This is a genomic window from Achromobacter sp. K91, assembly GCF_003576205.1.
GTDB classification, from domain to species: domain Bacteria; phylum Pseudomonadota; class Gammaproteobacteria; order Burkholderiales; family Burkholderiaceae_B; genus Achromobacter; species Achromobacter aegrifaciens.
Genome location: NZ_QWFB01000086.1, coordinates 89953 through 110331 on the forward strand (window position 1 = coordinate 89953; position 20379 = coordinate 110331).

A 20379-nucleotide genomic window follows, 5' to 3' on the forward strand; every position below is an offset into this window, starting at 1 on the left:
GGCGCCGCGGTGGGGCGGGGGCGGAACTCCGGGCATGGGAGTTGCTGCTATGCGTTTCCCTCCGCGTGCACATCACCTAGGAGAAATTCTCATGGCCACGCGAACCATCTGGAAGGGCGCGATCACCTTCGGCCTGGTCCACATCCCCGTGGGCTTGCATACCGCCACGACGGAATCGGGCGTGGATTTCGATTGGCTGGACCGCCGGTCGATGGACCCCGTCGGCTACAAGCGCATCAACAAGCGCACGGGCAAGGAGATCGAATCCAAGGACATCGTCAAAGGGGTCGAATACGAGGACGGCCAGTACGTCATCATCTCCCCCGAGGAGATCGCGGAGGCCTATCCGCGCACGACGCAAACCATCGAAATCCAGCAATTTGTCGAATCGGCCGAAGTCTCGTTCGTCTACCTGGAGCGGCCGTATTACATCGCCCCGATCAACAAGGGGCAGAAGGTGTACGCGCTGCTGCGCGACACGCTGGTGAAAAGCGGCAAGATAGGCATCGCCAAGGTCGTGATCCAGACCAAGCAGCATCTGGCGGCATTGATTCCCATGGGAGACGCGCTGGTCCTGAATCTGATGCGTTGGGGCGACGAGGTGAAGTCCGTGGAGGGACTGGATCTGCCCAAGGCAGGCGCCAAGAGCATGTCGCCCAGCGCGTCCGAATTGAAGATGGCCAAGATGCTGGTGGACGAAATGTCGGCAGAGTGGGATCCGGCCGAGTACCAGGACGAATTCAAGGCGGCCATCATGGGGCTGGTGGAACAAAAGGCCCAGGCAGGCAAGACCGAAACCGTGATCGCGCCGCAGGAGGAAGCGCCTGCGTATGCGGATAACGTGATCGATCTGACGGACCTGTTGCAGCGCAGCTTGCGCGGCGGCGCGTCCAAGGGGCGCGCCAAGGCCGAGGCCAAGCCCGCCAAGAAAGCCGCGCCGCGTAGTTCCGCTGTGAAAAAGGCGCCTGCGAAGAAGGCCGCCAAGAGCGCCAGGCAGGCGAAAAAGGCGGCCTGAAAATGGCGGACAGCCTGAAGAAATACCGCGAGAAGCGCAATTTCGCCGTCACGCCGGAACCGGCGGAAGGCGGTGAATCAGGCGGCGCAGACCTGGTGTTCGTCATACAAAAGCACTGGGCCAGCCGCCTGCACTATGACTTCCGCCTGGAGCTGGATGGCGCGATGAAAAGCTGGGCGGTGCCGAAAGGGCCGTCGTTCGATCCCTCCGTCAAGCGCATGGCGGTGCAGGTCGAAGACCATCCCATCGCGTACAACCAGTTCGAAGGCACCATCCCCGAGGGGCAGTACGGGGCCGGCAAGGTGATCATCTGGGACGAGGGGCGCTGGACGCCTATAGGCGATCCGCGCAAGGGATACAAGACAGGCCATCTGAAGTTCACGCTCGACGGCGTGAAGCTGCGCGGGCGCTGGGCGCTGATCCGCATGAAGGGGAAAGAGAGCGATCGCCAGCCGCCCTGGCTGCTGATCAAGGAAAACGACGAGTACGCGCGGCCAGACCAGGATTTCAGCGTCGTGGATGAGATGCCGGACAGCGTGGTGCCGCTGCGCACGAAGAAGAAGGCGGCTGCGCGCAGCAAACCGCAAGCCCGCGCCGTGAATGCAACAGAATCCACCGCGGCCTTGCCGGGCAAGGCCGCTCCCCTGCCCGTGTCGCTCAAGCCTCAGCTGGCCACCCTGGTCGACGGCGTGCCGAGGGGCGCGGACGACTGGTCCTATGAAATGAAGTTCGACGGCTACCGGATCCTGGCCAGGCTGGATGGCGGCAGCGCGAAGCTGTACACGCGCAACGGCCACGATTGGACAGCCAGGATTCCGCGGCTGGCCCAGGAGCTGGCGGCACTGGAGATCGCCAATGCCTGGATCGACGGCGAGATCGTGGTGCTGACGCGCGAAGGCGTGCCCAGCTTCCAGGCCTTGCAGAACGCCTTCGATGCCGCGAGCACGGCGGATATCGTCTTCTACGCCTTCGACCTGCCCTACGTCGCGGGACGCGACCTGCGCGACGAGCCTCTCAGGCTGCGGCGGGACCTGCTGCGGCAGGTCATCGCCAGGTGCAAGGGCCAGCACGTGAAGTTCAGCGAGGCCTTCGATAAGCCGCCGGCAGACCTGGTCGCTTCGGCCTGCAAGCTGGGCCTGGAGGGGATCATCGGCAAGCGTCTGTCCGCGCCCTATGTGTCGCGCCGCACGGACGACTGGATCAAGCTCAAGTGCACCAAGCGCCAGGAATTCGTCATCGTGGGCTACACCGAGCCCAAGGGCAGCCGCCAGGGCTTTGGCGCGCTGCTGCTGGCGGTGCACGAGCCGGATGGCGGGCTGCGCTACGCCGGCAATGTGGGCACGGGTTTCGACGACAGGACGCTGCTGGACCTGCATCGCAAGCTGGCCGGCATTGAACAAGAAACCAGCGCGTTGACCCAGGGCAAGCCGCGCGCCCTCAAGCAGGTCCATTGGGTCCATCCTACGCTGGTGGGAGAGGTTTCGTTCGGCGAATGGACTGGCGACGGCCATGTGCGCCATTCGACCTTCCGCGGGCTGCGGACCGACAAACCCCCCAAGAAGATCACGCGCGAGGTTGCCATGCCGGCTGAAAAGATATCCACCCGCGAACGCCCCGCCAAGGCCTTGAAAGAGAGCGCGGCAACGCCGCCGAAGGGAATGAAACTGTCCAATCCCGACCGCGTCATAGATCCCTCTTCGGGAGCGACCAAGCTCGATCTGGCGCGCTATTACGGGTTGGTGGCGCCTCTGATGATGCCGCACCTGCGCGGCCGCCCGGTTTCCTTCGTCAGGGCGCCCGCGGGGATCCAGGGTCAGCACTTCTTCCAGCGGCACTCGGAATCACCCATCGCGGGGGTGCTGGCGCTGCCTGAACGCCTGTACCCAGAGCATCCGCCGCTCATGGAAATCTCGAACGAAGCAGCGATACTCGCTGCCGCCCAACTGAACGTGGTGGAGTTCCATACCTGGAATGCGATCAAGACCTCGATCGCCAAGCCGGACCGGATGCTGTTCGACCTGGACCCTGGAGAAGGGGTGGATTGGCCTGCCGTGCAGCAGGGCGCGGAGCTGGTGCGCGTGCTGCTTCAGGAGCTAGGCCTGCGCGGCTGGCTGAAGACCAGCGGCGGCAAGGGCCTGCATGTGGTCGTGCCGATCCGCAAGCAATACGGCTGGGACGCCGTGAAGGACTTTTCCGAAGCCATGGTGCGCCATCTGGCGCAAACGCTGCCGAAGCTGTTCGTCGCCAAAAGCGGGCCCAAGAACCGCGTGGGCAAGATATTCGCCGATTACCTGCGCAACGGCTTCGGCGCCACGACGGTGGCGGCCTGGTCGGCCCGGGCCCGGCCCGGCCTGGGCGTGTCCGTACCGGTCCGCTGGGACGAACTGGACGGGCTGAAAGGCTCGGCGCAATGGACCATCGCCAACATCCACGCCCGCCTGGATGCGGGCAACGAGCCTTGGGACGATTACGCGCCCCAGGCCATCGGCCGGGCCATGAAACAACTCGGGATCGAACCGAAATCCTGAACCTGAACATGGCCGTCAGCGCGCGCTGACGATTGTTGCCGCCGCGGCAACATCATGGTCCCCTCCGCGGGCCTACTGCCGTTTTGCCGGCAGACCTACGATTTGGGCGTCGTTCAACCCATCGAGGAAGTCACCATGAGTCAACGTCTGAATGCCTTTGCGCAATCGCCCGAACTGTTCAAGAAATTCGTCGAGTTCGGCATGCTCCTGAAGTCCGGCGCGATCGAGCAATCGATCCTGCGCCTGGTCGAAATCCGCGCTTCGCAGATCAACGGCTGCGGCTTCTGCCTGGACATGCATGTGAAGGATGCCAAGATCCACGGCGAAGGCGAACTGCGCCTGCATCACGTGGCGATCTGGCGCGAATCGACCGAGTTTTCGCCGCGTGAACGCGCCTGCCTGGCCTGGACCGAAGCGCTGACCACGCTGGGCGCGCAGGGCGTGCCCGACGAGATCTATGAACGCGTCCGCACGCAACTGTCCGAAAAGGAAATCTCGGACCTCAGCTTCGCCGTCATGGCGATCAATGGCTGGAACCGCCTGAACGTGGGCTTCCGCACCGTGCCGGGTTCTGCCGACAAGGCATATGGCCTGGATAAGGCCAAGTTCAACTAAGGAACCACCATGAAAATCCTGGTTATCGGCGGCACGGGCCTGATCGGCTCCAAACTCGTCAAACTGCTGACTGAGCGCGGCCATGAGGCGATTGCCGCATCGCCCGCCACGGGCGTCAACACCATGACTGGCGAGGGCCTGGACGCCGCGCTCGCCGGCGTCGACACGGTGGTCGACGTCGCCAACTCGCCGTCGTTCGAAGACCGCGCCGTGCTGGAGTTCTTCCAGACATCGGGGCGCAACCTGTTGGCGGCGGAGGCCCGCGCCGGCGTGCGCCACCACGTCGCGCTGTCGGTGGTCGGCACGCAGCGCCTGGCCGAAAGCGGCTACTTCCGCGGCAAGATCGCGCAGGAAGCGCTGATCGTGGCTGCTGGAATCCCGTACACCATCGTGCATAGCACCCAGTTCTTCGAATTCCTGGGCGGTATCGTGCAGTCGGGGACCGAAGGGGCGGAAGTGCGGCTGTCGCCCGCCTACGTCCAGCCCATTGCGTCGGACGACGTCGCCCTGGCCATGGCCGACGCCACGCTGGCGCCGCCGGTGAACGGCATCGTGGAAATCGCCGGCCCCGAGCGGGTACGCCTGGCCGAGCTGGTGCAGCGCTACATGGCCAAGATCGGTGACGCGCGCCCCGTGCGGGCGGACACCGGCGCGCGCTATTTCGGCGCGCTGCTCGATGACGACACGCTGGTTCCGGGAGCCGGCCCGCGCCTGGGCCAGATCGGCTTCGAAACCTGGTTCAGCCGTTCGGGCGCAAGAAAGTAGCGGCAGGCGCAAGGACCCTCATGAGCAAACTGCGGCCTCCTCCCCAGAGTCTCCTGGACAAGTACCGGGGGAAGGATTTCCATCCCCTGTACACCACCAGCGTGACGGTGCGCGGCGGGGAGGCCGCGCATGGACGCGCCTCCGGCATGGCCATTTCGGACGATGGCGAGCTGATCGTGGAACTGCGCCTGCCGGTGGAGCTGGGCGGCACGGGCGGGGGCACCAACCCCGAACAGCTATTCGCCGCCGGCTATGCGGCGTGCTTCCACGGCGCGCTCAGCATGCTGGCCGAACGCGCCGGCCTGGCCATCCCGGACGCTTCCGTGACGGCCACCATCTCGTTCGGCCGGGACCCCGTCGACGGCTTTTTCGCGCTGACGGCGGACGTCAATATCCACCTTCCGGGCGTGCCCACGCCCATCGCGGAAGAGCTGGTGCGCAATACGGAACGCCTGTGTCCTTACGCCAAGATGGCCCAGGGCGGGATCCAGAGCGTCGTGGCCCTGACCCAATAGCGCTCAGGCCTGTTTCGGCAGCAGGCTGTCGATGATCAGCAGGTCCTGCGCGCGGATGCTCTCGGTCATGAAATCGATGAAGACCCGCATGCGGGCGGGCAGGTGCTGGCGGCTGAGAAAGCACAGGTAGTGCCCGCGGTCGTCGGGCGAGTACTGCGGCATGCAGGCGACCAGCGTGCCTGCGCGCAGATGCTCGCAGACCTGGTACGCCGCCATCTGCGCGATGCCATGGCCGTCCAGCACGGCCTGCAGGACCAGGTCGGCATCGTTGAAGGTCAGCATGGCGGGCGGCGCGAACTTGCGCAGATGGCCGCCGACCTTGAATTCCCATTCGAATACGCGGCCGGACGCCAGCAGGAAGTTCACGCAGCTATGGCCGGACAGCTCGTCGACGCTTAGCGGCAGCCCGTGCCTGGCGGCATAGTCGGGCGAGGCGCACAGGATCATCTGCATGGGAATGACTTTCTTGGCGATCACCTGGCTGTCTTCCATGCGGCCATTGCGAAACGACACGTCGACGCGGTCCGTGGTGAAGTCGGTCGGGCCGTCATCCAGCAACAGCTCCACCGAGATGTTCGGATGCGCTTCGCGGAACGCCTTCAGCAGGGGCGCCACGACCTTGCGGCCGAAACCCACGGTGGAGCAGACGCGCACCAGGCCGGAAGGCGGGCCCTCGCGCAGGTCGCGCATGTTGTCCAGTGCCTGGATGATCCGTTCCACGCCGGGATGGCATTGCTCGTAGAAGCGCTGCCCCTCCGCGGTCAGCGAGGTGCTGCGCGTGGTGCGCACGAAGAGCCGCACGCCCAGCTGGTCTTCGAGTTTCTGCACGCTGCGGCTGACTGCCGAACGCCCTATGCCCAGCCGGTCGCCGGCCTTGGCGAAGTTGCCCTCGGCGGCGACCGCCAGGAAGGCCATGACGCCGGCATAGCTGGTGGCAAAGCTGTCGGCCAGGGAGTCCGGGCCGTTCGCGGGAGGGGTGACCGGGGAGGCTGGGATAGGGGTAGGCATGGTGGCAGCGCCGCAAGTTGGTTGATCCTACCTGCTAAGACGTTGCGCTGGACGGTTTTGTGACGCCTCCTTGAAAAAAATGGCCATCCCCGGGCGGGGAGACACCCGGGGATGGCCAGGAAGGGATAAATATCCGTCCCTTATTGAACGGGGATCAGGGCGGGAGCGCCCTTTTTCTTGATCAGCACGACCACGAACTTGGCCGGCTTGGTCTGGCTGGCGTTGCGGCCCACGGTGTGGATGTCGTCCGGCCCTTCGTAGAAGGTCTGGCCCGGGGTCAGCGTCACTTCCTTGCCGCCTTTGACCTGCATGACGATGCTGCCCTCCAGCACATAGACGAAGGCCGAGGCGTCATGGCGGTGCAAGGGGTCGGCGGCCCCGGGCGGGTAGTCGACGACGAGCATGACGGCATCCCGGCCGGGAATGTCGGGCAGGTCCTTGCTCATCACTTCCGTGACGATCGGATCGGCCGGCTTGCCGGCGGGCGCGCCGTGGTGCGATGCGGCATGGGCGGGCTGGCCCAGCAGCGCGCCGGCGGCGATGAAAGACAACGCGAGTTTGGTGAGTTTCGGCATGGCCTGTCCTGAGTGGAGTGGTGACAGGTCCATCGTAGAAGCGAGGGCGGCGCGGCGGTAGGTCCGCGCAAGGGACCACCATGTTGCCCGCGATGCACCAACGCCGGTGCGGGCGGTCTCAGCGTTGCGCCAGGGCGGCCGCGATGCGGGCCAGCTTGTCCGGATTGCGCTGCACCAGCACCCGGGTCAGGCGCTTGCCGTCCGTTTCGTAGGACTGCACCGATTCGAGATCGCCATCGATGAAGCGCAGCAAGGTCCACTGGCCGTTCACCTGGACCACCTCGGTGCGCAACGCGTCGCGGTAGCGGCGCTTGCCGGCGTAGAACAGCTGCGCCAGCCGCTTGCCGCCCACCAGGCTGGCAAAGGCGGTGACCTTGTCGCCGCCGTCGCCGATAAGTTCGGCATCGTCGCTCAGCAGCGCATGCAGGCCGTGGAAGTCGCTGCGGTCCATCGCATCGGCAAAGGTCAGCAGCAGCCGATGCAGCGTCGCGCGCGGCACGGCCTCGCGCGGGGTGCCTTGGCGCAATTGCTGCTTGGCGCGCCGCACCAGTTGGCGGACCGCGGCCTGGGTCTTGTCCAGGGTCTGCGCGATGTCCTCGTAGTCGGCGTCGAACACTTCGCGCATCAGGAAGGCCGCGCGGGCGTCCGGCGACAGGCGCTCCAGCATGAACAGAAATGCCACTGACACATCGTCGGCCAGTTCATGGATCTGTTCGGGCGTGGACGGCGCGGCCATCAGCATCGGTTCCGGCAGCCAGACGCCCACGTAGTTTTCCCGTTCCGTACGGGCAGCGCGCAGGCGGTCGATCGCCAGACGGGTGGTGACGGTGACGAGCCAGGCCTCGGGGTTCTCCAGCGTGGAGCGGTCGGCGCCATGCCAGCGCAGCCACGCATCCTGCACCACGTCTTCCGCCTCGGCCACCGAGCCCAGCATGCGATAGGCGATCGCGTAGAGGCGCGGGCGATGGCGGTCGAACAGGGTCACGGAGCCGGTCATGGAATGGGCCAATGCCTAGCGGAAATGGGGGGGCGGGAGGGCAGGGTATTTTGCCGCAGCGGCCCGGGCAGGACAAGCTGCGCAAGCCTCTGCCAGCTAGTCCCGGACGGAGGGGCGCGCCGCGTGCCGCGCGCTACAGCGCGATCACCGAGGCAGGCAGCGCGGGCAGGTTGGCGCTGCCTGCCATCTGCTTCAGATCCCTTTCGATCATGACGCTCAGGCGGCTGATGGGTACGTCGTTGGCGCTGCCCTCGAAGGGATTCTCCGTGCTTTCGCCCACCTGCTCGAGCGAGGTGTAGATCCACGAGATGATTACGCTGAACGGCACCGCCAGCCACGCCATCTGGCCTTGCATGTAGCCGCCGATATCCTGGCCCAGCTGGGCGAATTGGCCCGTCAGTCCGAACGGCAGCGCCACGCAGAAAGAGCGCACGAACAAGGTGTTGATGATGGCGTACTGGCGTGGATACGGAAAATTCTTGATGCGCTCGGCCTGTCCCTGCAGATCCAGCAGTTCCCGGATGCGGCTGTTGAGCTCGGCGTATTCCGCCGCGGTGATGGCGCCTGCATCCAGCAGTCCGCGGACCGCCCGGCCTTGCATTGCCAGCATTTGCGCGGCCTTGTCATCGGTCTGCATCAAACCGGCAATGTCCTGTGCCGGCAGGTAGCGGGAAAGCGCGGACTCCAGGGGCTCGGCGCGTTCCGGGATCACGTACTGCCTGCGGTATTCGGCATTGGGACGGTTGCCGACGGTCTCCCATACGCGGGCCTCGCGCAGCCGGTAGCGCAACGCCGTCAACCAGGCCAGATGCCGCTGCACCAAGGCCGTGCCGCGTTCGGCGTCGCCGACGTAGTTGCGGCTGATCACGCCCCAGTAGCGGCTGGCGCTGACAATGCTCATCCAGACCTTCTGCGCTTCGACCGTGCGCGCATAGGTCTGCACGTTCTTGAAGCCGACGACAAAGGTGGTGGCGGTGCCCAGTAGCGAAACCACCGACAAGGGCAGGGTCAGCCATTTCAGGCCAGCCAGCTGATGGAGCAGCACTGGCGCGAAGCCCAGCGCCAGCAGGACGTAGATCTTCCTGCGGGTCCAGATGATGAACTCGCCCAGGCGATAGGATTTTCCCAGATGCATGATGTCGGCCCCCGGTCGGCGCGCAGCGGCGCGTCTGGTGTGTGTGGGTGCGCTCATCCTAAGAGCGTCGCGCGTGACGCGGTAGGGCCATGCAAGGACGCATGGTGTTGCCGGCGCGACACCAATCATCGCTTCTCCTTCCGAATAAGTGCGGCCCGCGTGACGTGGGCCTGTGTAGCGCGCGTCATGTCCATGCCGCGGCGCATTGGTGCCCGTCGCGCAACAGCGTGCTTCCCGCCGCGTGCCTACCGCGGACCAGACCGCATACCTACCATGCCCTCACTCACTTTGCCGAAACAGGAGTTCCCATGAACGACTCGCACAACCCGGCCCGCCGCAGTCTTCTTGCCGGCAGCGCCGTCCTGGCGACGGGGGCATTCGCCATCCGCGCCGAAGCAGCCGCGCAGAGCAACGCGCAATCCAACCGGAGCACGACCATGACCCGCAATACCTTCACCACCAACGACGGTACGCAGATCTACTTCAAGGATTGGGGCCAGGGCCCCGTGGTCACCTTTTCGCATGGCTGGCCGCTGAACGCGGATGCCTGGGACGGGCAGATGCACTACCTGGCGCGCAATGGCTTTCGCGTCATCGCGCATGATCGGCGCGGCCATGGCCGTTCTTCGCAGCCGTCTGCCGGCAACGACATGAACGGCTATGCCGATGACCTGGCGCAGTTGATCGAGGCGCTCGATCTGAAGAACATCACCATGGTTGGCCATTCCACCGGCGGCGGCGAAGTGGCGCGCTATATCGGCCGCCACGGCAGCAAGCGCGTGGCCCGCGCGGTGCTTATCGGCGCGGTGCCGCCGGTGATGTTGAAGTCCGCCGCCAATCCCGAAGGCCTGCCTGTCGAGGTCTTCGACGGCATCCGCGCGGGCGTGGCGGGAGACCGCTCACAGTTCTACAAGGAGCTGGCGGTTCCGTTCTACGGCGCCAACCGCCCCGATGCCAAGGTCTCGCAAGGCATGCTGGACCAGTTCTGGTTGTGGAGCATGCAAAGCGGCCAGAAGAACGCCTACGAATGCGTCAAGGCGTTTTCCGAGACCGACTTCGCCGAGGACCTGAAGAAGATCGACGTCCCGACCCTGTTCATGCACGGCGAAGACGATCAGATCGTGCCGGTGCACGACTCGGCGAAGAAGGCCGCGCGCCTGGTCAAGAACGCCAGGGAAATCTATTACCCCGGCGCGCCGCATGGCCTGACCGCCACCATGCAGGACCGCGTCAACGACGACCTGCTCGCCTTCATCCGCGCCACCGCCTGAACGGCGCACCTACCTGGAGTTACCGCCATGTTTGCCATTGAAAACACCGAATCCCTCGACCTGGTCCCGTCGCGCTATGCGCTGCAGATCGGCGACATCGACGCCCTGGTCGTGAGCGACGGCGTGCTGCCGCTGCCGACTTCGACCATGGCCACCAATGCCGATCCTGCCGATCTCGCTGCCTGGCTGGAACACATGTTCATGCCTCCGGACGCGTTCGACTGGCCGCTGAACGTGATGGTGGCGCGCAGCGGCGACCAGACCATCCTCATCGATGCGGGGCTGGGCGGGCAGTTCGCGGGCTTTCCGCGCGCCGGGATGTTCCCGCAGAGATTGGAGTCCGCCGGCATCGCGCTGGAATCCGTGACCGACGTGATCATCACGCACATGCACATGGACCACGTGGGCGGGCTGCTCGTGCCGGACGTCAAGGAGCGCTTGCGTCCCGACGTGCGCATCCACGTGTCCGCGACCGAAGTGGCGTTCTGGACCTCGCCGGATTTCTCGCACACCGTCATGCCCAAGCCTGTGCCTGCGGTATTGAAGTCGACGGCTACCAGCTTCTACAACGAGTACCGCGACCGGCTGCGCCTCTTCGACGATCGGCATGAGGTGGCGCCGGGCGTCATCGTGCGCATGACCGGCGGCCATACTCCCGGGCACAGCGTGGTCGACTTGGTCTCGGGCGGCGAAAGGCTGACGTTTGCTGGCGACGCCATGTTCCCGGTCGCGTTCGACCATCCCGAATGGCAAAACGGTTTCGAGCACGACCCCGAGGAATCGGCCCGCGTCCGCCTCGGTCTGTTCCAGGAGCTGGCGCAGAACCGCGGGCTGTTGGTCGCCGCCCATCTGCCGTTCCCGTCCCTGGGCCGTGTGGCGGTCGACGGCGACGCGTTCCGCTGGGTGCCGGTCATCTGGGACTTCTGAGTACCGGCGCACGGTCCTCAGGTGTCTTCTGGGGGACGGGAACGTGACTTGCGAGTCCGCTTTTCCTGGCGCCATGGCGCCGCGGATCCCCACCTCCCCAGGAGACACGAAATGCCAAAACTACCGTTTCATGCCGATTCCGACAACGCCAGGCGCGATGGCCAACCCGTTGCGGACGGCCCGCCGACGAGCAAGCAGAATCGCGATCCCAACACCAATTCCGGCTATCCGGCGGGAGGCAAGGAACTGCCCAAAGGGAAGGATGCGTTCGGCCGCAGCGCCAAAGTGCGAGAACAGGCGGAAAAGCGGCGCGGCTAGGCGTTCCGGAGCACGCGTGCGTCCGATAAAATGCAGGATTGCCCAGCGCTCAAATCAGTGGCGGCGATCCTCCATCTGGCGCCCGATCGACCCGATGCTCCGCCCACCTCGCGAAAATGAATTCACAGCCTGACATGCTTATCGTAGGAATTTGCGCTTCAGCGGGCGGTGTCGAGGCGCTGGAGGGCTTTTTCCGGGGCGTGCCGCCTGACCCTGGCATGGCGTTCATTGTGGTCACGCACATCGGCCCGGGCCGCGAGAGCTTTCTGCCTCAGTTGATCGCCAGGCACACGGACCTTCAAATCGTCGCCGCGCGGGATGAGTTGCCGTTGGAACGTAACCGCGTCTATGTGGTGACCATTGATTCGGATGTGGCGCTCAGCCAGGGGCGCCTGCGACTCAAAGCTGCCTCCGAGCGCCGGGGTTTGAGACGGCCGCTGGATATCTTTCTTACGTCCTTGGCGGAAGATTGCCGTGAACGGGCGGTCGGCGTGATTCTCTCTGGCAGCGATACCGACGGCACATTGGGACTCAAGGCCATAAAAGAATGCGGCGGCATCACCATGGCCCAAACGGCAGACGGTTTTGGGCCCCAGTATTCGGAAATGCCTGCAAGCGCAATTTCGGCCGGGGTAGTGGATTTCTGCCTGCATGCGAAAGAGATGGGGCCTAGGCTTGCGCAGTTGGGCCGTATCTCATCGGCCGTGGAGACCTTGCCCATCGAAGATCAAGCCTCCGACGCCTCCAAGAAAATGGAAGAAGCGCACGCACAAATCTGTGCGCTGCTGCTGTCGCGTACCGGGCATGACTTCAGCGGTTACAAGAGCAGGACCTTCATGCGGCGGGTGCAGCGGCGCATGAAGGTGCATCAGATTGATACCGTGGAGGGCTATCTGGAATGTCTGCGCAGCGTGCCCCAGGAAGCCGGCGACCTCTTTCGGGATCTACTGATCAGCGTCACGAGTTTTTTCCGCGACCCGGAGGCCTTCGAGGCATTGGGACGCAACGTGGTCGTCAAGCTGCTGGAAGGTCGGAGTGCGGCGGATACCATCCGTGTCTGGGTGCCAGGCTGTGCGACCGGTGAAGAGGTCTATTCCCTGGCAATCCTGTTTCGCGAGAAACTGGATGAGATCGAAACGCCGCCGCGGGTTCAGCTATTCGCCACCGACATCGATGAACCTGCCCTCAATGTGGCGCGGCTTGCGCGCTACCCGGCGCAGTTGCTGGATAGCGTTACCCCCGAACGCAGGGAGCGGTTCTTCATCCGTGACGGGGACAGCTATACGGTAAGCAAGCAGCTGCGTGATCTCTGCATTTTTTCTCCGCACAGCGTGTTGCGCGATCCTCCGTTTTCGCGCATAGATCTGGTGTCCTGCCGCAACCTGTTGATCTATTTTGGCGGCACCATACAGAAGCAGGTCATTCCGACGTTCCATTACGCCTTGCGGCCTGGGGGCTACCTGTTTCTTGGCATGTCGGAAAACGCTTCGCAATTTGGCGACCTGTTCACCCATGTCGACAAGCGGCATCGGATTTTTCAGCGACGCAGCGATATGGGGCTGCACCGGCGGCCGCATTTTCATCTGCCTGCGGCGGGCGCGGTCGACAGGACGGAGCCCGCGCATCGGCGCGCGCTCATGGGACCGGGCAGCCTGCGACAGGCGATTGACCAGCAGGTACTGGGCCGGCACGCGCCGCCCCATGTACTGGTGAACAAAGACGGCGATGTGGTGTTTTATTCCGCTCGCACGGGCAAGTACCTGGAGGCTGCGGCTGGGGTCCCGACGCGCCAGGTCGTCACGCTCGCCAAAAAGGGTTTGCGGCTGGATCTGCGGGCGCTGCTCAACCAGGCCATGACCAGCGGTTCCCCGGCGGAGCGGCATAACGTTGCGGTGGAAGGCGAAGACGGTCGGATACAACTGCTGCGCCTGAGCGTCGAGCCGCTGCTCGAGAACCGCGAAGACGAGCCCTTGTACCTGGTGTTGTTTGCGGACGAAGGCCCTTCCTTGAGCAGGGAGGAAGCCCGCGCCTATCTGCATTCGTCGCATGAAGGGGCGACGGAACACATAGAGAGCGAATTGCGCGAAACCCGGGAACGGCTGCAATCCACGGTCGAAGAATACGAAACGGCCCTGGAAGAACTGAAGTCCTCCAACGAGGAACTGGTTTCCGTCAACGAGGAATTGCAGTCTTCGAACGAAGAACTGGAAGCGTCCAAGGAAGAGCTGGTATCGCTCAATGAGGAACTGCACACGGTAAACGCGGAATTGCAGGGCAAGGTCGACGACCTGGACCGCAGCAACAGCGACCTGCACAACTTGTTCGACAGCACCGCGTTTGCAACCCTGTTTCTGGACGGAAACATGGTGATTCGAAGCTTTACGCCCGCCGTCAGCGAAGTTTTCAGCATCCTCCCCAGCGACCGCGGTCGTCCGATTACCGATCTGGCGAGTCGCGTGTCGTTGCCGTCGTTCGGCAACGACATCCGCCATGTATTCGAGAGCCATGAAACGGTTGAGCGGCGCATCACGGGTACAGGCGAGTCCAAGCATTATCTTTTGCGTCTTGCTCCTTATCGCGATTCGAACAACCGGGTAAATGGCGTGGTTGTTACCTTTATCGACATAACGCAGATTACCGTGGCAGAGAATCGCCACCGTGTATTGATTGCCGAACTGCAGCATCGCACGCGCAATCTGCTGGCCTTGGTTCAGAGCCTGGCGTTCAAGGTGCTCGGCCGTGGCGACAGTTATGACCGCCTGAACACGCGACTGGCGGCGCTTGGACGTGTTCAGGGGCTGCTTAGCGACCCTGATCTGAAGCCCGTGGATTTCGCCAGCCTGATCCGGCTGGAGCTTGATGCGATCGGGCACCTGGAGCGGGTATGCGTGGAGGGAGAATCCGTTCTCATCACCCCGGATTGCGCGCAAACCCTGGCCCTGGCCCTGCACGAACTGGGAACCAATGCGGTCAAGCACGGCGCCCTGGGCGCCGAGAACGGCAAGCTGACCGTGCGCTGGCGCCAGGAACATCAATTGCTGGCTGAAAGCTTGGTCATAGAATGGATCGAGTCCGGCTTGCCGAATCCGCCGGATTCCACTCGCAGCGGCTATGGCAGGGAATTGATTGAAAAAGCCTTGCGTTTCACCTTGCGTGCCAAGGTGCAGCTCGACTTTACCGACGACGGCCTGAAGTGCCGTATCGAAATTCCATTATGTGCAAAATCACCGCCGGCTGCGGGAGCCGAGGATGGAGACAATGGATGAGTCTGCCCCATTGACGGAGTGCAGGATACTGGTAGTCGAAGATGAATATGTCATCGCCGAGACGCTGTGCGAGGCGCTGGGCGATGACGGCGCCACCATAGTGGGCGTCGTAGGTTGGCTGGACGAAGCGGTCCGATTTGCCAGGAACCGCCAGAATGACTTCAACTGCGCGGTCGTCGACGTGAATCTGCATGGCGACAGCTCCTACTCCGCAATCGACGCGATGCTGGAAAGAGATGTCTATGTGGTGTTGCTGACCGGGTTCGGGAAAGAGGCCCTGAAGAGTCCCTACTGCGACCTGCCTCGTTGTCAGAAGCCGTTCAATCAAAGAGCGTTGCAAACACTGCTCTCTGCTGGAATGGCCGCGCGCCATTCGCGATAACGCCTGGGCCGCGATGCGCCGCAGCGCCTCGGCAGGAAGCGCCGTGGACGCGCCGCCAGGTACGTCTCTTGCTGCCAGGGCTGGTGGCGCGCACGATTGCGGCGCCGCAACCAGGAGGCTTCAATGAAACTGAATCTGAAACCGTTGCGTGACCAGGTCATCGTGATCACGGGCGCGGGCAGCGGCATCGGCGCGGCCACGGCCCGGATGGCCGCCAGGCATGGCGCCAAGGTGATATTGGCGGGTCGGCAGGAGGAGACCTTGGCCAAGGTGGCGGAGGAAATTCTCCGCGAAGGCGGAACGGCAGCAAGCGTGGTTGCCGACGTGGGACTGCAGGAGGATCACGAACGCATACTCGCCCAGGCCATCGAGCATTATGGCCGTGTCGATACCTGGGTGAATAACGCCGGGGTTTCGATCTACGGGACGCTGGAAGAAGTGCCGATAGAGGATCAGCGCAAGCTGTTCGAGACGGACTATTGGGGCGTGGTCTATGGCTGCATGGCCGCGGTGAGGCACATGAAGTCGACAGGCGGCGCAATCATCAACGTTGGCAGCGAAGTATCGGACCGTGCCGTGCCTCTGCAGGGCGCCTACTCGGCCGCCAAACACGCGGTGAAGGGCTACACCGACGCCTTGCGCATGGAGTTGCGGGAACAGCAGGCGCCTATCTCCGTCACGCTGATCAAACCTGCGTCGATAGCCACGGGGTTCACTGTGCACGCGCGAAACTACATGGACGCGCAGCCCGACCTGCCGCCGCCAGTCTATTCCGCCGACATGGTGGCCGAGGCTATTCTCCATGCAGCACGCCATCCGGTGAGAGATCTTTACGTGGGCGGGGCGTCGCGCGCGATAGCGGCGCTGGGCCAGAATATGCCGGGCATTGCGGATCGCATGGCGGGCTGGTTGTTCAGGCGTCAGCGCGGGCCCGCGCGTGCAGGCCAGGGTACGGATTCCCTGTATGAAGCGGGAGGCGAACATGAGGCGGTGCAGCGCGCCGGCCGCCGGCATAGCGTCTACACCCATCTGGCCATGCACCAACGCGCCACGGTAGTGACGACCGTGGCGCTGGCGGGTGGCGCAGCGTTATGGTTGCTGCGCGGCCGGCGCTGACGCGGGGCGGCCTTAAGGAGTCAGAACCACCTTGATGCACCCGTCGGCCTTGTCCCGGAATGTCTTATACATCTCGGGGCCAGCCTGCAGGCGGGCGCGATGGGTGATCACGAAGGAAGGGTCGATCTTGTTTTCGCCGATCAATCGCAGCAGCTCATCGGTCCACCTGCGCACGTGCGTTTGGCCCATGCGCCACGTCAGGCCCTTGTTCATTGCGGCGCCGAACGGAATCTTGTCTATCATCCCGCCGTATACGCCTGGTATGGAAAGGATCCCCGCCGGCCGGCAGGCATAGATCATTTCCCGCAGGACATGGGGCCGGTCCGTTTCCGCGCCCACAGCCTGCTTGACCCGGTCATAGAGGAACTCCATCGAGTTGCCCGCATGCGATTCCATGCCCACGGCATCGATGCACTTTTCCGGGCCCTTGCCGCCCGTAAGATCGCGCAGCCGATCGATCACGCTTTCGCTGGAAAAGTCGATCGCGATGGCGCCTGCATCTTGCGCCATGGCCAGCCTTTCGGGCACGGCATCGATGCAGACAACCTGTCTGGCGCCGAGCAGGATCGCGCTGCGTATGGCCATTTGCCCCACGGGACCGCCACCCCATACGGCCACCGTATCGGAGGCCTCGACGTCGCATTGCTTTGCGGCCTGCCATCCCGTGGGAAAAATATCGCCGAGAAACAGCACCTGCTCGTCGGAGAGCTGCTCCGGCACGGCGATGTGCGTGGAATCGGCGTAAGGCACCCGTACGTACTCGGCTTGCCCGCCGGCATAGCCGCCAGTGAGATGCGTATAGCCGAATAAGCCCGCCGTCGTGTGGCCGAACATCTTCGCCGCTTTTTTGGCGTTGCGGTTGGTGCGCTCGCACACCGAGTAGTTGCCTTTCCTGCATTGCTCGCACTCGCCGCAGGTGATCGTGAACGGAATCACCACGCGATCTCCGGGTTTCAGTCCGCCGGCTTGCACACCCGCTTCGACGACTTCCCCCATGAACTCATGCCCCAGTACATCGCCTGACTTCATCTCGGGCATGAATCCGTCGAACAGGTGCAGATCCGAGCCGCATATGGCGCAGGCGCTAACCTTGATGATCGCATCGCGAGGGTGTTCCAGAATGGGGTCCGCGACCGTGTCGAAACGGACGTCGTGCTTGCCGTGCCAGCAAAGTGCTTTCATGAGACTGCTCCCGGTGTTGGTTGCATAGGACGGGGGCAGGGCAGCAAGCCGCGTGCCGTCAAAGGCGCGCGGTCAAAGTCGAGTAAAGTCCGCAGGCACGAGTCTTGCAGCTTCGATCGCAAGGTCGCGCGAGGAAACGGTGCGTGCCGGATAAATCAATCCGTGGCGGGAAAAGGAGCATGCATATGACACATCCCATGTCGGCGCAGAACGAAGCGCGCAGGCTTGAGATAGCGCGCGAGCTGGGCGTGAATCCAGACTGCGATATCGACGCGGAGCTGGAGCGCAGGATCGAATTTCTGGCGGATTGCCTGCTTGCCGCCCGCAAGGATGCCTACGTGATTGGAATCAGCGGAGGCGTCGACTCCTTGGTCGCGGGACGTATCGCACAGCTCGCCGTTCAACGGCTCCGTTCTTCGGGCCATGCCAGCATGCTGGTCGCGGCGCGCCTGCCGTACGGCGCGCAGGGCGACGAACAGGATGCAATACGGGCATTGAGTTTCGTGGGGGCCGCCAGGCATCTGACGATCAATATTCAACCGGCGGTGGACGCCCAGCGGGATGCGCTCAAGGCGGCCGGGGTCGATTACCCCGATGAGTACGCCGAGGACTTTCTCGCTGGCAACATGAAAGCCCGGCAACGAATGATTTCCCTATACGCGTTGGCGGGATCCTTCAACGGCTTGGTCGTGGGGACGGACAACGCCGCAGAAGCGTTGACGGGGTTCTTCACCAAACACGGCGACGGCGCGGCGGACGTGATGCCGCTGACCGGGCTGACCAAGCGTTGCGTACGGGAGTTGGCCGCAGCCCTTGGCGCCCCGGCCGACCTTGTCATGAAGACCCCGACCGCAGACCTGGAAACGCTGCGGCCCTTGCGGTCGGATGAAGAAGCCTTGGGCGTGTCTTATCAAGAGATAGACGACTTCCTGGAGGGCCGGCCAGTGGCCCAGGGCGCTGCCGAACACCTTATTCGCCTGTTCGAAGCCTCCGCACACAAGCGCCGGCCGGCAGCCGCGCCGCTGGCCGGCGCGGCTGCCGGCTAGGGCGGAGGAAAAGCGGACGGGAGCGGAAAAAATTACCTGCGAGTACCGGCTCCATTGGCGCGGTTTATCCGAGGATGATGATCGACACCGACAGCGCCGCCGCGCACAGTCCCCAGGATTGCCGCCGCTGCAAGGTTTCCTTCAACAGCAGGATTCCAAGTGCCACCGGCACGGCCGGGTACAGTGATGCCAGCACCACCGCGATGCTCATGATCGATTGCCAGCTCGCGTACAGATACAGCGCGAGGGATGCTGCGGCAACGGCCCCGATCCAGGCAGCGGCGCCCTCTTGACGCCGCGGAAGGCGCCAGGAGACGCCGGCGTGGCGGGCGTAGGCGGCCACGAAGATCACGGACGCCATCCGATTCGCGAGCAAGGGCCAAAGGCCCGCGGCGTCCGAAGCTTGCGCGATCGCCGCATATTGCAGAGCAACGCCCGCGCCAGCCACAACGGCGTCCTGGAAGCCGCTGATAGGGCCTCTGCTGCGGGGCGCGGGCGAGAAGGACACCAGCCAGGTCGCCGCGAGTGCACCGGCCATTCCCGCCATCACCCAGGGCGACGGCCGCTCTCCGAGCGCCGCGATGGAAAACAATACGGGCAAGCTGGCGCCCACGAGTGCCGTGAGCGGAACGATGAGGCTGATCTGCCCGCGACGCATGCCGCGGTACAGGAACATGATCGCCACGCCGCTGCCCGCGCCGGAGACTGCTCCCCAGCCAAGGTCTGCAGCGGACGGTACGCCGCTGCTCAACGGGGCTGCAACCAGCATCGCGACCACCCCGTACGCTTGCACCCTCAAGGCCAGCGCGTAGGGATGGACCTGACGGGCGACGCGTCCGCCCGCGAAATCCACGATGCCGTATGCCAGCGCTGACAGCAAGGCTAGAACTTCTGCCAAGGCCGACCCCGAGCACATGGCAGGAGCTGGCGCGGCGTCCCTTCGCGGGAGAGGACATGCCGGCTCAACTCAGCCTCTTCAAGATTCTCGCGGCTCTCGCGATGCCGCCCGTGCCGCTGGCGGCTCGGCCTATCAACGCCGTGCCTAGCGCCGTCAGAATGACACCCCTCCAGCCAGGGCCGCTGCGCATGCCGGAGAGCATCAGCCAGGCGCCGGCGCCGAAGACGAGGACATGCTCGCCGGGGAATCCGGGGCGCGCCGCATCGATGCGATGCAGCCGTTCGAACAGAGGTTCCGGGGCGTCGACCGAGGTAGGGACAATGTGCATGGTTTTCATGGCGGTCCTTGTGGTTTGGCGGGTCTACGGCGCGCGCAAGTTCCATGCCTGATGGCTGGTTGACGCACCTGCCCGATCTTTTTCGAGCGCAGTCAGCAATGGCGTCCGCGGTTTGGATACTTTTGTTTGCGAGTGCGCCTGGCAAATATTCGGTTTGCACCGTGTTTGTTTATTGCTGTTTATGCGAAACGCCCCTGGCCAGATCAACCAACGAAAGGGGATATGCGTGGACACATAAATGCCTGATAAAGCGAAGCGAAGGCGTCCAGGGGAGAAGGCAATATCTGCGAGTTTTGTTGCACTGAAGCATGCGGAATATTTCGCGGATCGCGATGTGTGGCTGCGTGTCGCTTGACGCGCTTTTACGAAATCGCGATGCAGAAAAAAACACGAAGTTTTGATAGGGGGGTTTTGCCCTTGAGGTTAAAAAATTTGGGTAAAATCAACTGCTTGGGATTGTGAGCGGGAGCGCCGTCTCCCGCT

19 protein-coding genes are annotated in these 20379 nt (G+C 63.9%); 12 read left to right on the forward strand and 7 right to left on the reverse strand.

The window, feature by feature from the left end; genetic code table 11:
* Positions 1-91 precede the first annotated feature (91 nt).
* From DXK93_RS31110 to DXK93_RS31130, 5 genes are all read left to right on the forward strand, one after another.
* Positions 92-1015, forward strand: coding sequence for a Ku protein (locus tag DXK93_RS31110; protein ID WP_054455092.1), 924 nt, complete (start codon positions 92-94; stop codon positions 1013-1015).
* A gap of 2 nt (positions 1016-1017) precedes the next feature.
* Positions 1018-3543, forward strand: coding sequence for a DNA ligase D (gene ligD / locus DXK93_RS31115; RefSeq protein ID WP_119452151.1), 2526 nt, complete (start codon positions 1018-1020; stop codon positions 3541-3543).
* Between the two features lie 135 nt (positions 3544-3678).
* Complete coding sequence (locus DXK93_RS31120) at positions 3679-4158, forward strand: carboxymuconolactone decarboxylase family protein (protein ID WP_119452206.1); 480 nt, start codon at positions 3679-3681, stop codon at positions 4156-4158.
* A gap of 9 nt (positions 4159-4167) precedes the next feature.
* The gene (locus DXK93_RS31125) at positions 4168-4923 is read left to right on the forward strand and encodes an SDR family oxidoreductase (protein ID WP_054455087.1); all 756 of its coding nucleotides are present in this window, start codon (positions 4168-4170) and stop codon (positions 4921-4923) included.
* Between the two features lie 20 nt (positions 4924-4943).
* Positions 4944-5438, forward strand: coding sequence for an Ohr family peroxiredoxin (locus DXK93_RS31130; protein WP_054455086.1), 495 nt, complete (start codon positions 4944-4946; stop codon positions 5436-5438).
* Between the two features lie 3 nt (positions 5439-5441).
* Here the strand turns inward: DXK93_RS31130 and DXK93_RS31135 are convergent, their stop codons facing one another.
* The 4 genes from DXK93_RS31135 to DXK93_RS31150 form a co-directional block, all read right to left on the reverse strand.
* Positions 5442-6446: a LysR family transcriptional regulator gene (locus tag DXK93_RS31135; protein ID WP_054455083.1), complete on the reverse strand. Its 1005-nt coding sequence runs from the start codon at positions 6444-6446 to the stop codon at positions 5442-5444.
* Between the two features lie 140 nt (positions 6447-6586).
* The gene (locus tag DXK93_RS31140) at positions 6587-7021 is read right to left on the reverse strand and encodes a cupin domain-containing protein (RefSeq protein WP_054455081.1); all 435 of its coding nucleotides are present in this window, start codon (positions 7019-7021) and stop codon (positions 6587-6589) included.
* Between the two features lie 118 nt (positions 7022-7139).
* Positions 7140-8018: an RNA polymerase sigma-70 factor gene (locus DXK93_RS31145; RefSeq protein ID WP_054455078.1), complete on the reverse strand. Its 879-nt coding sequence runs from the start codon at positions 8016-8018 to the stop codon at positions 7140-7142.
* Between the two features lie 133 nt (positions 8019-8151).
* Positions 8152-9153 carry a bestrophin family protein gene (locus tag DXK93_RS31150; protein ID WP_119452152.1) on the reverse strand — a complete coding sequence of 334 codons (1002 nt, stop codon included), beginning with the start codon at positions 9151-9153 and terminating at the stop codon, positions 8152-8154.
* A 437-nt stretch (positions 9154-9590) separates the two neighbouring features.
* On the opposite strand from DXK93_RS31150, the gene DXK93_RS31155 reads away from it, so the two are divergent.
* The 6 genes from DXK93_RS31155 to DXK93_RS31180 all read left to right on the forward strand — a co-directional run bounded on the left by DXK93_RS31155 (position 9591) and on the right by DXK93_RS31180 (position 16433).
* Positions 9591-10424: an alpha/beta fold hydrolase gene (locus DXK93_RS31155; RefSeq protein ID WP_199728359.1), complete on the forward strand. Its 834-nt coding sequence runs from the start codon at positions 9591-9593 to the stop codon at positions 10422-10424.
* A gap of 27 nt (positions 10425-10451) precedes the next feature.
* Positions 10452-11351: an MBL fold metallo-hydrolase gene (locus tag DXK93_RS31160; RefSeq protein ID WP_054455072.1), complete on the forward strand. Its 900-nt coding sequence runs from the start codon at positions 10452-10454 to the stop codon at positions 11349-11351.
* 111 nt (positions 11352-11462) lie between these two features.
* The gene (locus DXK93_RS31165) at positions 11463-11669 is read left to right on the forward strand and encodes a hypothetical protein (RefSeq protein ID WP_119452154.1); all 207 of its coding nucleotides are present in this window, start codon (positions 11463-11465) and stop codon (positions 11667-11669) included.
* Positions 11670-11803: 134 nt separating this feature from the next.
* A complete protein-coding gene (locus DXK93_RS31170; RefSeq protein ID WP_233564657.1) occupies positions 11804-14935 on the forward strand; it encodes a CheR family methyltransferase in 3132 nt (1043 codons plus the stop codon).
* The gene (locus DXK93_RS31175) at positions 14928-15317 is read left to right on the forward strand and encodes a response regulator (protein WP_158598600.1); all 390 of its coding nucleotides are present in this window, start codon (positions 14928-14930) and stop codon (positions 15315-15317) included. The genes DXK93_RS31170 and DXK93_RS31175 overlap by 8 nt, the downstream gene beginning before the upstream one ends.
* A 123-nt stretch (positions 15318-15440) precedes the next feature.
* Complete coding sequence (locus DXK93_RS31180) at positions 15441-16433, forward strand: SDR family oxidoreductase (RefSeq protein WP_119452157.1); 993 nt, start codon at positions 15441-15443, stop codon at positions 16431-16433.
* A gap of 12 nt (positions 16434-16445) precedes the next feature.
* Here DXK93_RS31180 and DXK93_RS31185 read toward each other — a convergent pair whose 3' ends face one another.
* Entirely contained in the window at positions 16446-17615 is a 1170-nt protein-coding gene (locus tag DXK93_RS31185) for a zinc-dependent alcohol dehydrogenase (RefSeq protein ID WP_119452158.1), read from the reverse strand.
* A 185-nt stretch (positions 17616-17800) separates the two neighbouring features.
* On the opposite strand from DXK93_RS31185, the gene nadE reads away from it, so the two are divergent.
* Positions 17801-18661: an ammonia-dependent NAD(+) synthetase gene (nadE, locus tag DXK93_RS31190; RefSeq protein ID WP_119452159.1), complete on the forward strand. Its 861-nt coding sequence runs from the start codon at positions 17801-17803 to the stop codon at positions 18659-18661.
* A 64-nt stretch (positions 18662-18725) separates the two neighbouring features.
* Here nadE and DXK93_RS31195 read toward each other — a convergent pair whose 3' ends face one another.
* Positions 18726-19577 carry an EamA family transporter gene (locus DXK93_RS31195; RefSeq protein WP_119452160.1) on the reverse strand — a complete coding sequence of 284 codons (852 nt, stop codon included), beginning with the start codon at positions 19575-19577 and terminating at the stop codon, positions 18726-18728.
* 46 nt (positions 19578-19623) lie between these two features.
* A complete protein-coding gene (locus DXK93_RS31200; RefSeq protein ID WP_233564658.1) occupies positions 19624-19896 on the reverse strand; it encodes a hypothetical protein in 273 nt (90 codons plus the stop codon).
* Between the last annotated feature and the right edge of the window lie 483 nt (positions 19897-20379).

Excerpts from the sequence above, each read along its gene's own strand:
- DXK93_RS31175 (WP_158598600.1), top strand. The coding sequence starts at position 14,928 with ATGGATGAGTCTGCCCCATTGACGGAGTGCAGGATACTGGTAGTCGAA.
- DXK93_RS31110 (WP_054455092.1), top strand. The coding sequence starts at position 92 with ATGGCCACGCGAACCATCTGGAAGGGCGCGATCACCTTCGGCCTGGTC.
- DXK93_RS31180 (WP_119452157.1), top strand. The coding sequence starts at position 15,441 with ATGAAACTGAATCTGAAACCGTTGCGTGACCAGGTCATCGTGATCACG.
- DXK93_RS31145 (WP_054455078.1), bottom strand. The coding sequence starts at position 8,018 with ATGACCGGCTCCGTGACCCTGTTCGACCGCCATCGCCCGCGCCTCTAC.
- DXK93_RS31160 (WP_054455072.1), top strand. The coding sequence starts at position 10,452 with ATGTTTGCCATTGAAAACACCGAATCCCTCGACCTGGTCCCGTCGCGC.
- DXK93_RS31125 (WP_054455087.1), top strand. The coding sequence starts at position 4,168 with ATGAAAATCCTGGTTATCGGCGGCACGGGCCTGATCGGCTCCAAACTC.
- DXK93_RS31170 (WP_233564657.1), top strand. The coding sequence starts at position 11,804 with ATGCTTATCGTAGGAATTTGCGCTTCAGCGGGCGGTGTCGAGGCGCTG.
- nadE (WP_119452159.1), top strand. The coding sequence starts at position 17,801 with ATGACACATCCCATGTCGGCGCAGAACGAAGCGCGCAGGCTTGAGATA.
- DXK93_RS31165 (WP_119452154.1), top strand. The coding sequence starts at position 11,463 with ATGCCAAAACTACCGTTTCATGCCGATTCCGACAACGCCAGGCGCGAT.
- DXK93_RS31200 (WP_233564658.1), bottom strand. The coding sequence starts at position 19,896 with ATGAAAACCATGCACATTGTCCCTACCTCGGTCGACGCCCCGGAACCT.
- DXK93_RS31150 (WP_119452152.1), bottom strand. The coding sequence starts at position 9,153 with ATGCATCTGGGAAAATCCTATCGCCTGGGCGAGTTCATCATCTGGACC.
- DXK93_RS31155 (WP_199728359.1), top strand. The coding sequence starts at position 9,591 with ATGACCCGCAATACCTTCACCACCAACGACGGTACGCAGATCTACTTC.
- ligD (WP_119452151.1), top strand. The coding sequence starts at position 1,018 with ATGGCGGACAGCCTGAAGAAATACCGCGAGAAGCGCAATTTCGCCGTC.
- DXK93_RS31140 (WP_054455081.1), bottom strand. The coding sequence starts at position 7,021 with ATGCCGAAACTCACCAAACTCGCGTTGTCTTTCATCGCCGCCGGCGCG.
- DXK93_RS31135 (WP_054455083.1), bottom strand. The coding sequence starts at position 6,446 with ATGCCTACCCCTATCCCAGCCTCCCCGGTCACCCCTCCCGCGAACGGC.
- DXK93_RS31195 (WP_119452160.1), bottom strand. The coding sequence starts at position 19,577 with ATGTGCTCGGGGTCGGCCTTGGCAGAAGTTCTAGCCTTGCTGTCAGCG.
- DXK93_RS31130 (WP_054455086.1), top strand. The coding sequence starts at position 4,944 with ATGAGCAAACTGCGGCCTCCTCCCCAGAGTCTCCTGGACAAGTACCGG.
- DXK93_RS31120 (WP_119452206.1), top strand. The coding sequence starts at position 3,679 with ATGAGTCAACGTCTGAATGCCTTTGCGCAATCGCCCGAACTGTTCAAG.
- DXK93_RS31185 (WP_119452158.1), bottom strand. The coding sequence starts at position 17,615 with ATGAAAGCACTTTGCTGGCACGGCAAGCACGACGTCCGTTTCGACACG.